Source organism: Pedobacter jeongneungensis (assembly GCF_000633455.1).
Lineage (GTDB): Bacteria > Bacteroidota > Bacteroidia > Sphingobacteriales > Sphingobacteriaceae > Pedobacter > Pedobacter jeongneungensis_A.
Genome location: NZ_AYMG01000016.1, coordinates 128,545 through 140,889, shown reverse-complemented (window position 1 = coordinate 140,889; position 12,345 = coordinate 128,545). Strand labels below are relative to the sequence as shown.

At 37.6% G+C, this 12,345-nt stretch carries 12 protein-coding genes and 1 pseudogene; 8 read left to right on the top strand and 5 right to left on the bottom strand.

The genetic code is table 11. The features are described from left to right. Window positions 1-82 precede the first annotated feature (82 nt). From U859_RS32495 to U859_RS0115930, 3 genes are all read left to right on the top strand, one after another. A complete protein-coding gene (locus U859_RS32495; RefSeq protein WP_084153089.1) occupies window positions 83-223 on the top strand; it encodes an ATP-binding protein in 141 nt (46 codons plus the stop codon). A gap of 80 nt (window positions 224-303) precedes the next feature. Then, on the top strand, window positions 304-510 hold the full coding sequence (locus U859_RS32390) for a response regulator (protein WP_029985834.1): 207 nt from the start codon (window positions 304-306) through the stop codon (window positions 508-510). 694 nt (window positions 511-1,204) lie between these two features. Further along, the gene (locus U859_RS0115930) at window positions 1,205-1,756 is read left to right on the top strand and encodes an RNA polymerase sigma factor (protein ID WP_025144339.1); all 552 of its coding nucleotides are present in this window, start codon (window positions 1,205-1,207) and stop codon (window positions 1,754-1,756) included. 92 nt (window positions 1,757-1,848) lie between these two features. Here the strand turns inward: U859_RS0115930 and U859_RS0115925 are convergent, their stop codons facing one another. Beyond that, a complete protein-coding gene (locus U859_RS0115925; RefSeq protein WP_025144338.1) occupies window positions 1,849-2,115 on the bottom strand; it encodes a hypothetical protein in 267 nt (88 codons plus the stop codon). 296 nt (window positions 2,116-2,411) lie between these two features. Here U859_RS0115925 and U859_RS0115920 point away from each other — a divergent pair, with 296 nt between their 5' ends. After that, window positions 2,412-2,726 (top strand): DUF3892 domain-containing protein, encoded by a 315-nt coding sequence (locus U859_RS0115920; protein ID WP_025144337.1) that lies wholly within the window; start codon window positions 2,412-2,414, stop codon window positions 2,724-2,726. A gap of 717 nt (window positions 2,727-3,443) precedes the next feature. Next, window positions 3,444-4,805 (top strand): putative sensor domain DACNV-containing protein, encoded by a 1,362-nt coding sequence (locus U859_RS0115915; protein WP_025144336.1) that lies wholly within the window; start codon window positions 3,444-3,446, stop codon window positions 4,803-4,805. A gap of 885 nt (window positions 4,806-5,690) precedes the next feature. Here the strand turns inward: U859_RS0115915 and U859_RS0115900 are convergent. Further along, window positions 5,691-5,834, bottom strand: a complete 144-nt coding sequence (locus U859_RS0115900) for a hypothetical protein (protein WP_162799952.1) — start codon at window positions 5,832-5,834, stop codon at window positions 5,691-5,693. A gap of 811 nt (window positions 5,835-6,645) precedes the next feature. Here U859_RS0115900 and U859_RS30480 point away from each other — a divergent pair. Beyond that, complete coding sequence (locus U859_RS30480) at window positions 6,646-6,870, top strand: HU family DNA-binding protein (protein ID WP_240183065.1); 225 nt, start codon at window positions 6,646-6,648, stop codon at window positions 6,868-6,870. 755 nt (window positions 6,871-7,625) lie between these two features. Here U859_RS30480 and U859_RS0115880 read toward each other — a convergent pair. Continuing rightward, on the bottom strand, window positions 7,626-8,048 hold the full coding sequence (locus U859_RS0115880) for a LytR/AlgR family response regulator transcription factor (protein ID WP_025144331.1): 423 nt from the start codon (window positions 8,046-8,048) through the stop codon (window positions 7,626-7,628). A gap of 185 nt (window positions 8,049-8,233) precedes the next feature. Further along, a pseudogene (locus tag U859_RS0115875) lies at window positions 8,234-8,817 on the bottom strand (CHASE3 domain-containing protein). 563 nt (window positions 8,818-9,380) lie between these two features. Here U859_RS0115875 and U859_RS0115870 point away from each other — a divergent pair. Then, on the top strand, window positions 9,381-10,118 hold the full coding sequence (locus tag U859_RS0115870; RefSeq protein ID WP_162799951.1) for a S41 family peptidase: 738 nt from the start codon (window positions 9,381-9,383) through the stop codon (window positions 10,116-10,118). Window positions 10,119-10,228: 110 nt separating this feature from the next. Here the strand turns inward: U859_RS0115870 and U859_RS0115865 are convergent, their stop codons facing one another. Next, window positions 10,229-10,945, bottom strand: coding sequence for a hypothetical protein (locus U859_RS0115865; RefSeq protein WP_162799950.1), 717 nt, complete (start codon window positions 10,943-10,945; stop codon window positions 10,229-10,231). Between the two features lie 748 nt (window positions 10,946-11,693). Between U859_RS0115865 and U859_RS0115855 the strand changes: the two genes are divergently transcribed. Then, window positions 11,694-12,167: a hypothetical protein gene (locus tag U859_RS0115855; RefSeq protein ID WP_025144326.1), complete on the top strand. Its 474-nt coding sequence runs from the start codon at window positions 11,694-11,696 to the stop codon at window positions 12,165-12,167. Window positions 12,168-12,345 lie beyond the last annotated feature (178 nt).

Sequence of the window (12,345 nt, the reverse complement as noted above, 5' to 3'; positions counted from 1 at the left end):
GGAACATACATCCAAAGGCATTGAATTTCCTGACCAATATATAAATGAACGCTATCCTGCTGGAACGTTATTTTAAATCTAGCTGCGATGTGGCAAGCCCTATTCCGGTCTGGGTCTCAGGCTCTACATCAGTTCGCAAATCATAAAAAAACATGGTGGGGAAATCGGGTTAGAAAGTATATTTGGGGAAGGGAGTACATTTTGGTTCACCATGCCTAAATAGATATTTTCTTTAGTGGTGAAAAAAAAATCAAACAAATCCCATTGGTTCACGATTATAGAAATATAAGCGCAACAAAAAACATGGCGAAGCGTATCTGTATTCTGGAAGATGATGAATCCATCCGGGAAGTAATTGAATTGATCCTTCATGAAGAAACCTATGAGGTGCTGGCATTTGCATCGGTAGGAGAATTCTTTCACAGCGATAGAAAGCAAAACACTGATCTTTTCTTGCTTGATGTCATGCTTTCCCGACGGCAACGGTATAGAGGTCTCTGGGATGCTTAAATCTGCCAAGGAAACCCGTAACATCCCTGTATTGATGATGGGTGCTAAAGTGAGCCCGTCACAGATTCAGAATTGTTGCCAGGCTGATGGTTTTGTCGCCAAGCCTTTTGATATATCAGACTTACTGGGCAAGGTCAGCCAAACGCTGCACAATTGATAACATGATCAAACAATTTACCGGCAAAAAAAGTTTGCCTTTCAGGTTTGCCCAAATAATTATTGAATCAAAAAGATTTTGCCTACGGTGAAATCTTTTTTTTATATGATTCTAAAGACCTGGCGATGCTAACTGGTGCAGGTTTCCCCTTAATACTTTTCGAAGCATTGACTACGGGCTTTTTAAGGTAGCTAAGTCATTGCATAAAATCTTCGGGATAATTAATAATTGTAAAATCCAAATACACGGTCAGTTTCGTAAATGCCACCACAACAAATCACACAATGAAAAAAAATATTTTGGTTATGGCAGCGATTAGGGTGGCAGTTAATGGCAATGTTTCTGCACAGTCTGGGGAAGTGACAAAAGTGGCTACTCGAGTAGTCATTCAAAAATAAATACTTTCATTATTATCCTTAATACTGCTGAGGATTTTCTTCTGCTATTATTCTTTCAGTTCGCAAGCAAGGTTTTGCCAAGAGCCCTATACCAAAATCAATAGACCCACTCATTTTTTAAAATTCACCACCGATAGCATTGATTAATCTGACAGAAGAAATTTTGATAGATGGATTGCGTAAAAGCGACATTCATACTTTCAACATCCTTTACAAAATGTATTCCGGAAATCTTTTTGGCGTGATCATCAAGATTGTCAATCAGCAGGAAACCGCCGAAGATCTCTTGCAGGAGGTTTTTTTGAAGATTCAAAAATCCGCTGGAAGTTATGATCCCCAGAAATCCCGGCTTTTCACATGGATGCTTAATATTGCCAGAAATGCAGCAATTGACCATTTGCGGCTAAAATCATCCAAAGCCTTAAAAACACATATCGATTTTCAGGATGCCACAACTGAACTTGAAGGTTACATGCATGTAATCAATACAGATTTGATTGGCATAAAGCCCATGCTAAATGAACTTAATCCCAGGCATAAAATCATCATGGAACTCTGTTACTTCAAGGGATATACACACTCGGAAATTTCCAAGGCTCTTAACATTCCACTTGGAAGTGTAAAAACCGCTATCAGGCATGCTATCATTATTCTTCGAAAAAATTTTAATCCATCCCTTCGGCATGACTAAATTTAACCTAAGGATAAACTGACATGTTGAAAATTCATTTAAATTTAAAGATAGGTATGTGGGCTAAGAATGCAAAAAATTATTAGGCGCAATTATGAAATACGGGATTCATTTAAAAGCCCATCAAGGTCCATCTCAAAAATCCTGTAATTGATCAGATCAGTAAGAGAGCAATCCGTTTGGGCAACATAACTTAATAGGTTTCGGATAAGTTGCTCAACATTCTGATGATATACTTTAAAAGCCAAAAGCTGCTCGGGAGAAGGGTTTAAATCAGATAGGGCCAATAACCGATTTTTATTTTCTTCCAAAAGTACTGTTAGCTGCGAGAGTAGCAAGAGGACATTTTTTGTATCCATGGTTTAACGATTAAGTGATAGATCCCTTCTGTTGTTATCAACAAATTCGGGCTTCTGATTGTTGAAGCCGACAACAGTGACTCTTAATATACTAATTATATAGCCAATAAAATCGATTTACGAAAAATTCGAAGGCTAATCTTGAGCTTTTTTTGAAAACTATGATTCAACTGTATAATATAGTTGTCTTTGTTTGGTGAAGCACGGGTAGTGTTTATCAAAAGGCTAATTTTTAACTTTACGGGAAACCCGTAAAGTTGCCATGATTTCTTTGATTAATTTTCAGAAAAAAAATTATGGCAAAATATAGAATTTCTGGTGTCTGGAAAGATGCAAATGACACCATTGTAGCCTATGCATTTCATACTGTAATGGAAGATTCAATTGGATTGGCTGTCAAAAAAACTAAAGCCCAAGCCATTGCCCTTTTAGAAATAAATGGAAACAGCGCGATAACTTGGATCTGGAACTATTTGAGGGGAGGATGGGATACTGGGGAAACAGTTACGGTTGTAAATGGGAGTAATGGAAAATATCTACGTTCCAATCCAGATAAAAAAGTGACTGATAATCTAGCTCATTTGATCGACTTTGATTGGATAGCAAGATAGGTGAATTATCCTTGCAAATTATGATAGGTATTATTTAATGGCTTAATTTTATTAAATTTTACCTATTATGATTTTTTGCACTCAAATAATTATTAACCTTTTAAGAAGGATATTCCAGTAAGTTGAGAATGTGATTTGTCTTCAACATTGCCACTTATACTCTTAGACTACATTAAACCTCCCGGACTTAAAAGTGCTCGCTAATTTTGGTTCCGGAAAACCATTTTCACTAAGATATTCTTGAACGTCTAAATCATGTTAAAACTCAAAGCGAACTGGTTCATGTCGAGATGTTAATGCGTTTATTAGTCTTTATAGATAAATGGAATGTCCACAAATCTTAAGAGAATATTGTCGCTAAGCAAGAATTTGATGTCTACGCGCTTCCGTAACAAATAAACACGCTTAAGCTACAAGTTAAAAGGGCTACTGCTTTAGAAACTACACAATTCATAGATATTTCTATAGGTGGATTACTTAGCTTCTTGGATTTGATTATTGAGGTACTATTGTGACAACAACAAATTTATACTTTTAATATCGATCTGGATTATCTTTACCAAAGATCATGTCTACCGCTATTTCCTAGAAAAAACCAAATTATCAGACCCTCCTGAATAAAAAGTTTCTACTGTTGACTTAATTTCAGTTATCAGATAGAACTATAGGTTAGATTTCATATCTTGGGAGTTACAGAAGTCTGCAAAAATTTTACCTATGCACAACAGCGAAGAATTCTCCAATACCATTCATCTTGCAAAGTATGTGCATGAATATCTACAGGAACAAAAACGCTTCGATGGCCGCATTACTTCCAAGATACTCTCCAGGCTTTTTGAAATCCTGTATTTCACAAGCATGAAAACAGAAGAAGGTGAGCAGATAAAAGTGAATGTGGTTTTTATTGACCCGAAAACTAAAAATAATTCGGCAACAGCTGCTTTCTCTTCTCATAGCTGGGAGCTCATGCTTTTCAAGGAAAGCAGGAAACTGGACATCAAGAACCTCTTAAAACTTTCCCGCGCAGCAGATCCCTGGTCAAGCTCTATAGGCGTTTACCTTGACAATGATGACAATCTGATTATCCATGGCTTGATTGACCAGGCGGTACACACCCAGAGCTACATCAACCATGAAACGGATGCAAAACCAGAACAGGCAGGTATTTTTCAGGCCTCTATAATAGGCATCGGGAGCTTATCCATAGTTTACCGCTTTGATTTGATAGCAACCTTAAAGCAAAACATACTCGCCACTTCCTTTCTGGATGTTTTGAATTCGGGGCCAATTGCTACCCTTATTAAAGAAAATACCGCTGCAAGAAGGAATAAACTATTGGAAAACATTTCAGAATATTTAAAAATTCCGACAGAACCCTGGCTGGATGTATTTGATAAAGTATGGAAAAATACACTATCCCGTCTGCTCATACAAATCAGGAGTTATAACCAGGGCGGTGCATTTTTAATCACAAAGGAAATAAAAGGTATTAAATGTAAATATGAGCTGGATTATTCAAGGCTTGCCGAGGCAGTTACCCGGGTTTCCTTTTTTACAGCCCAGGTGGACCTGTATGAAAGTAAGGCTTTAAAATTCAGTTCAAAGGCGCTGCCGCCCAGGCTGGCTAGCGATATCGCCCTTGCACGCCAGGATTTGGCCTCTGCCAATGAAGAGCTTAGGGGAGCAATTCGTTTTGTTGCCTCATCGAGCTGCGTAGATGGACTGATCCTGTTTAATTCAGAAATGGAAATGGTTGGCTTCGGAGGGGTAATTGAAAAGCTAAAGGTACCTGAAAAGATTTTTTTTGCTGGTGATACTGCTGGCAACAACCTAAATCATGGAGACCCTAAAGACCTTGGTACCAGACATCAGTCGATGATCACCTTTTGTGGCGCTGTGCAGGATTCGGTTGGCTTTGTCGTATCCAAAGATGGAGATGTGAGGGCAATTATGGCTTTGGGAGAGGGTGTTGTGGTATGGGAAAACATTCGAACGCAAAAATATATCCGTACACAAAGAAAGTCCACTGGCAAGAAATACATTACCATTAAAAAGAAAATGCGTGATGATATCGGATAGAAGTATTTCAAACTTATATCAAAAACCGTAATAGCAAGGTTGCCCTTAGCAGTGGTGATAAAGCATCTTTAATCCTTTTTGAAAGAAATGTGATATATGTGGATAAACCGGTTAAATATGCTCAATAATTATTTCAGGCCGTGTAATCGTTTCGATTTCTCTGATGAAAGTTCGGATATCGGGAACCCTATAACCTGGATCCGATCGTATTTTTTAAAACACCTGTTTTAAAAAAAAAATCGCTGAAAAAATCTGGATTTCTTGAATTTTATCAGCGGCATTTAAGCTATTATTTGGCAAATATCGAGCACACAGATGATGATATATTCTATAAGAATCTGTTTCATATCGCGGATCGCCAGCTTCGGGCATTGAGGGCGAAAGATGTATATGCTGATAACATGTGAAAAATAAACGCGAACTTCAACAGCTATCTCAATTCGCTGATATTCTGATGTGATTGGATTTTATAAAATGAGCATCAGGCCAACAACAGCGTTATGGCTAAGCAACAACCCGAAATATTAGTGCCAAAACAAAAAAAATATGCTGCTCATAACAGCATTAAAAGAAGCCGAACGATTAGATACATCCCAATATATCGATATAGCCAAAGGAGGATTTCCGAACTTTATAGACCTGATAAATCAATTGCAAGCGCTAAAACTTTCTTCAGGACGGGAACTGGTATTTTCAGAATTTCCGATTGTATGGGTTAAGTTGATTTGCAGATTTCCCGGGAAGACCACAAGGAAATAAAATTTGACAGGGTCCGCCGATACTTTCCCAAAGACAAACGAATTCGGGTAACCGTTCTTCCTCAGTCCCCCTGAACCAACATCTTTTTGAAATCCAGGATATAAAAAAAACCAAATTAGGTATGTGTTATATTGCATCTCTGGCCACGCCAGATGCAATAAGCCCACCGGACTGGCTATTGATAATAATAACAAAAACCACATCCATCCCTGGATAAAATTCATGTTCGTCTGGTAAGATGAATTCTATATCCTGCAAATTGGAATCCATGATTATTCCAGTTTTATTCACTGGATCAATAGATTGGATGGTACCATGTCTAATCATTACACAAACATACAGTTTGATATTCGCAAATTATTAAAAGTGTTCAGGTTGGATGAAATGAATACCTCTACTTGAAATTACGAACGATGAATTTGCTGCCGGCAGCATCTAAAACGCATTATTTCGCGATGAGAAACCTCTAATCTGGTTATTTAACATGACATTATCAGCCAGGGCGGTTGTGGTTGTCTTTCGAAAACCCTTGATTAATAAATTCGTAAATAACTTTTTGAACAAAGGGAGTGGGCTTGTAGATGCTGTTGCCATCTTGCGCAAGGAGCCTTATTAGAGTTGACCTGCTGAGGTAGTCCCCGGTCTGTTGAAATATTGCTATCGAGATATATTCACAATCCGAGGAACTAGCGTTTGAGAGTTTAAAATGTTCAAAGAGAAGTTTTCGCAACTCTTCACCTTTTGATATATTCATTGCCGTTAATTTAGAATTCAATATAACCAATAAATTCTCAGCTCCAGCTATAAAACACATTCTGGAAGGTTGTAGCACGATATATCTAATCTTAACCTGTCTCTGTCATGTTGGGAAATAAACTCATCGGTGTCGTTAAGAGTCTTGCGTTTCCTTGGGCACTTTGTGGCTAAAAAGCGGAAAGTATTTGTCGTTTGGATGTATACCGCTCATAAGCTTAGGCTTACTTTTCTACTTTAGACCTTACGCTTTGACCAAACCTATGACAAAGACTGATGTAATTAAGATGATAGCCGATCGAACCGGAAAGGAATAAGAAGTCGTGGCATGATCCTGGAAAGCCTGCTAAAATCGGTTAAGCAAAACTTGAGTGAAGGAAAGCCTATCTACATCCGTGGGTTTGCATCCTTTATCGTTAAAAAGCGTGTAGCTAAAACAGGAAGGAATATCTCCAAAGACACGGTTCTTAAAATACCGGCGCACTATATACCATATTTCAAGCCTTCAAAAGAGTTCAAGGCGATGATGAAAACCAAACTGGTTGAATTGTGAATAATGCTCAAATTGTTCAGCGCATTGCGTAACTTCCGATTTTGCTCATGTGAACAGTTGAAGAAATGATGAGAAAAGAAACTAGTGGACAAGATTGTCCTATGACTTCATAGCTGATCGTAAATATTGATTTTCTGTGCAAAAAAGACCGTAAAATCATTAATAGTATCCAATCACATACTTGCAGAAAAAATATTCTTTTAACAAACGAGCTTGGAATATTTTTATGACATTTCAGGAATTTTCAAACAGGGTTTACAGAAATTCGCAAGAAATGCGGCAGCTTTCCATTAACCTAACCAGAAATTCTGATGATCCGGAGGATCTTATTCAGCAAACTTTTTTTCGTGTCTACACCTATCGGCATCATTATGATCACCTAAGCAGATGTGAAATACTGGCTATTCCGAATCATGAAAAGCCAGTTTATAAACGATTTTCGCTCTAAAGTCAAAAGAAATACCACTCTTATTCCTGTTGAACATCTCGATACGGCCGCTACTGGTAAATTAATTGTTGACAACACTGCAGATTCAGACCTATCCATTCCGGACATCTGTATTACTGTAAATTCGGTTGCCCCTCTCTACCGGTCTCCTTTAGTTTATTACATCCACGGAGACAAGTATTTAGAAATATCTGAAATACTTGGTCTCACGCTCAGAAAAGGTAAAACGAAGGATTTTTGAAGCAAGAAAGATACTTGGCAAAAGTGGAATAGACAGATATTACCTAAAAAAAATAAAATAGGCTGTCTAATATGTCTCTTTGATCTCCAATTTCTCTGTTAAGATTTCCTGTCTCCGCTTTCTTTTTACGACATCGTTGATAGCAGTGAGAAATTTGGAAAAATCGACAGGCTTTACAAGATAATGATCGCAGTGCACCTGAAAAGCCTCCAGCGCAAATTGCTTATAAGCAGTGATAAAAATGATATGGTTAATTTTGTTTCGCAGCATACGGGCGATGTCCAAACCTGAGATTTCCATTTTTATATCCAAAAATAAAAAGTCTACTTCTTGCCCATGGCCAAGTCTATTTAAAGCCTCTTTAGGGTCAGTATAACTCCCCACTAGTTCCAGCTTTGGAATCTGACTGATATAACTTTCTAAAATAGCGACCATTGTGGCATCATCATCTACAACAGCACATGACCATTTATTACTGGTTGATTTCATTAAAGCGTTTTTTCGGAGTAATGGAAACAAATGTTATGCCTATCTTATCTCTAACACTCTAAAAACGCACTTCAACAGGGAATTAAAAATCTGGAACATGGTGCTTTCAAGGGAAAAATATCAGGCCATTCGCTTCTATTTTTTAAAAATTGAGTTGGAAATAAACCTATCCCGCGCCCGGTTAATTAACGCAACTGGTCACTGTCAAGCTGAATACCATACTCCCCATTTCCTATTCGTTCCGAATGCGATTTCAGGAACGCAATTCTCCTTTCAAGATTGGCTGTTTCATCCCGAAGGGATTGCTCTAGCCGGAGACGTTCTGAATAATTTTTAACCGTTCTGTTATAAAAAAAGATAGTACTGGCCAGTGAAATCAGGAATGCAAGTATGATAGATACCTGCGTAATAGTGCCATCGACATTTGAGGTGGCCAGACGAACAGCTAAAAGAATCTCTTCCCTGTTTTCCATTCTGGTAATTATGGTTCTGGTTCTATCCATGTAGGATTTACCCATTAGCAGCAATTCAGTGCTTACCAGTCCGCCCTGTTTCTTTTGTACAATGGTGTTTTTGATCAAGTCAAATTTTGCGTCAATTAAATTCTTTAACCCCCTTAATTCGGACTGTTGTGCGCCATTGTCCGCAGTAAGTACACGCACGGTATCAAAGGCTGACCTGACTGATACTTCCGAGTTTGAATATGGCTCAAGGAAACTTCATTTCCAGTCAATAAGAATCCACGTTGTCCGGTTTCAGCATCTTTCATTTTTGAAATAATGGATTCTAGCTTCCCACGAACCATATTTGTGTGCTCAACCCATTGTTCACTCTTAAAAAATTTTTCTATAGAATAAAAAGAGAAGGCTGAAGTGGCTATAGTAAAGACTATGGAGATGATAAAGCCTGATATAGGCCGGTTAATAAAGGATGTTTTCATCTAGGTTTTTGTAGCAAAAATAACTTTTTTTCATCTACTTTTTTCAGCATACTTTAGACCTGTCTGAGACTCAGTTAATATTCGGTATTAACGCCGAAAAAATTTCACTCCCTATTTATGCTAATAACATTGTATGACATATTTATTCAAACACAAAAATGCATTTTTGTAACTGGCCTGGACAATAATTGTTTCCATCAATGGTATAAGTTCATCAGACTTGATAGATAAATTAAGCGGGTATGCTGGTGGGTTAAAATTCATACAGATCTATTGATGTTTGCCGAAATTTGATTACTTACCTTTATCTCTATGGTATAACCAGTCCGTACCGGATTAATGATCTGAGAAACGGTCAGACTGGTCGTGTTATTTTAAAGGCGATCAATTGGATGACTTTACGGGCTAATGCCAAGGAAAGAGGAAAAACGTTTTTATCTGCACCAGCCTATCCAAAGTATTCCTTTAAGTATCTGGATTCAAAAATTGGACTGCTTTCGGTCAATTCCTTAGCTGCTGAACCCGATGCATTTAAAGGTTTTCTGGATTCTTGCTTTACCAGCTTGCAGCAAGGTCATGCAAGTAAACTAATTGTTGACCTGCGGAGGAATGCAGGAGGGCATTCACAGCTTGCGCAGACCCTTTTGGGCTATATTACCAATAAGCCTTACCTCATGACCGGCGGGGTGAGGTGGAAAGTTAGCCAGGAATACAAAGAGCAACTGAATAAAAATATGAATGGTAGGGGCGCGGAAAAAATGGGATATTATTTTCAGGCTGTCAATAGGAGTATACTTTCCGACACAAATATTAATGCAACCTCTAGCCAACGGAATCCTTTGCGTCACACTGGTAAACTCTTTGTTTTAATCGGGGCGAAGACCTTCTCTAGCGCTAATATGATGGCCAATAAGATACAGGATTACAAACTTTCGACGCTGGTCGGGGAACCGTCCGGAGAGCAGACAAATGATTATGGAGAATTGATTAATCTAACGCTATCCAACACTGGTTTTACTTTTTCCACATCTACCAAGCAATTTATCAGAGCTAATGGGAATTTAAAAGATTCAAAACCGGTTTTGCCTCAGCATAGCGTGATGGATAATCCCATTGACTGCTCAGGATGAAATTATCGACTTTGTTAAAAGCCTGTAAATTTAAGCTATTGGGTAGTGCTGTAGGTAAATGGAAGTAGTTTTTTTATAATTCGAGCCTAATTAAACAATTGGCTTCGGCACTATTTGTTGTTTTGGTCTATCTCAAATTTTCTGGTTCGGACGTTGTAAAAGATGTTCAGCGGATCCTGATTTTTTCCCAGCTGACGGGATAAACCCAGGTTGTTTTTGTCGAAATCAACTACCAGGACATTATCAAAAATTATGGTCATCAGGTTTCCTGTTTGATAGCTCACATTCGATAGATCAATGGTTTGATATAATGAATTGTCTTTTTTGCTCATGATCTTTAGTAATTTCATTTGCGCTTGATCAATTCCCTTGGTCTTCGAATAGCTACCAATCAGGTAAAAATCCTTGAGTGACTGGTATTGGAGTACATCAACATTTGAAAATTGGCTTGCCAGATTTAGGTCCGTAATTTTCGATACCACTTGTAAATGCAATGGGCGTCTATTTGAAGTGGATTTATTCAACCAGGAACCATTAATGGCATTTTGTGAAAATTTAAACTCAAAAACAGCAGTTTGTTTTTCGTTAACGAGCTCATACAGGACGACCTGATTATTCTTAAGATCAATTTTTCCTTCCAGCCTTATCGGCGAATTGTACCTGTCGTATTTGTAAGTACCGACGAGGTTATAATTTTTTTTCTCTTTTTCTCCAAAATAACTTTCTCTGATTTGAATAGAAAGTGTTATTGGGTTGTTAGCGATATTTCCTTTGAAGTTGTAACATTCATACCAGCCTGCATAGGATTTTCCGATGAACAGGACCATAAATAATAATAAGGTTTTGAAAAACTTTTTTGCCATAGATAGCTTTAATAATTTGATAAAGGAAGCGCTAATGATTTCAATTTTGTGCCTCTGTAAAAGGTGACTTACCAAAGTTAATAAATAAATTTTCTTACCTTAAACCGCAGGGAGCAAATTAACATCGGAATTGATTGCTGCATAAAAGGGTATTATTTTGTATAGTTATCGTTTAATGTCATATCATGGTTTTGAGAGCTAACTAATATAAATTCAAAGATTACAATCTAAAGGAGAATAATTCGCTGGGAATGAAATTTTTAAAAACCATTTACCTGACTATCATTGCCTATATGCTTTGTGGTCTGCAAAGTTACCTGAGCATGCGGCACTATGCGACAGAGCTGTCTGCAGACTGTCTCAATTGTCCGTTCTATAAGGAAATACTGGTAGTCAGTTTGCTGGTGCTCTTTATTTTTCCGACAGTGCAAGTGCTCAAAGTATTTAACTTGAATATTCAGCTAAAAAATGGCATCACTACAGTGTTGTTTTTTTTGTTGCTTTACATGGTCAATAATAACCTTTTCGATGCCCGGGTAGGCTCATGGAGCTCTTATTCTCACGCGGATGTATTCATCAGCGTTTTTTTTTCTTCTTATCTTTATTTGCTCGTTGCATCATTAGTGTTTTGGCTAATACTCCATAAGCTGAAGCCGTTTCAGCCTGATCTCGTATAATCTTTTGTATTCAATTATCTAAATGTAACCTTGTTATGAAATTCATAAAAGTTGTACCTGTTATTATTATGTTGTTTTTTATTGCTTGTGAAAGTGATGAGACAAAGTTTGCTAGGGCAGAAAAGGAATGTTCGCAAAAAAACAGTCTCGATAGGCTGGAGCTTAGTTTGTCTGGTTATGCCATTAAAGATGCAGATTCGGTATCCGTAAAAATATTACGCAGTGGAAAAATAATAGCGGATTATAAGGATACGATTACTAAAAAGTTTTTTGATTCACTAAGGCTACAAAGACATTACACCATTGAAAGACGCATCCTGCTAAGCGATACTTTGATAATAAAAATTGCTGGTGAACCGGCAAAAAAAATATATGGGTTTGCTTATGCCGTCAATCCCCATTTTACGATGATGAACAGCAATTGGGGTTGCGAATTCAGTAGTTATATCATGGATGGACAGTTAGTCAAAGATTACCAGGTGAGTTTTATTAATAAAAAATCCCGGTAAATCGAGTACATGAGATATATTTTGGAGCGGTCGGGAAGTTGGTGAATTACCCGGTGATTTATTTAAAGTCCAAAAGGCAAGGATTTGTTTAATCTTTGGTGAATCCGCTCTGTTGGGAGAAAATTTATTTTGCATGCAATCTCGAGTAAGTGTACGTAAGTTGTGTTGGGGAATAGCT

What these genes read in the sequence shown, in the direction of transcription:
- U859_RS0115865 (WP_162799950.1), bottom strand. Translation starts at nt 10,945, where the DNA reads ATGGTCCTGTTCATCGGAAAATCCTATGCAGGCTGGTATGAATGTTAC.
- U859_RS0115870 (WP_162799951.1), top strand. Translation starts at nt 9,381, where the DNA reads ATGACTTTACGGGCTAATGCCAAGGAAAGAGGAAAAACGTTTTTATCT.
- U859_RS0115855 (WP_025144326.1), top strand. Translation starts at nt 11,694, where the DNA reads ATGAAATTCATAAAAGTTGTACCTGTTATTATTATGTTGTTTTTTATT.
- U859_RS30480 (WP_240183065.1), top strand. Translation starts at nt 6,646, where the DNA reads ATGATCCTGGAAAGCCTGCTAAAATCGGTTAAGCAAAACTTGAGTGAA.
- U859_RS0115915 (WP_025144336.1), top strand. Translation starts at nt 3,444, where the DNA reads ATGCACAACAGCGAAGAATTCTCCAATACCATTCATCTTGCAAAGTAT.
- U859_RS0115900 (WP_162799952.1), bottom strand. Translation starts at nt 5,834, where the DNA reads ATGGATTCCAATTTGCAGGATATAGAATTCATCTTACCAGACGAACAT.
- U859_RS0115920 (WP_025144337.1), top strand. Translation starts at nt 2,412, where the DNA reads ATGGCAAAATATAGAATTTCTGGTGTCTGGAAAGATGCAAATGACACC.
- U859_RS0115925 (WP_025144338.1), bottom strand. Translation starts at nt 2,115, where the DNA reads ATGGATACAAAAAATGTCCTCTTGCTACTCTCGCAGCTAACAGTACTT.
- U859_RS32390 (WP_029985834.1), top strand. Translation starts at nt 304, where the DNA reads ATGGCGAAGCGTATCTGTATTCTGGAAGATGATGAATCCATCCGGGAA.
- U859_RS0115880 (WP_025144331.1), bottom strand. Translation starts at nt 8,048, where the DNA reads ATGAAATCAACCAGTAATAAATGGTCATGTGCTGTTGTAGATGATGAT.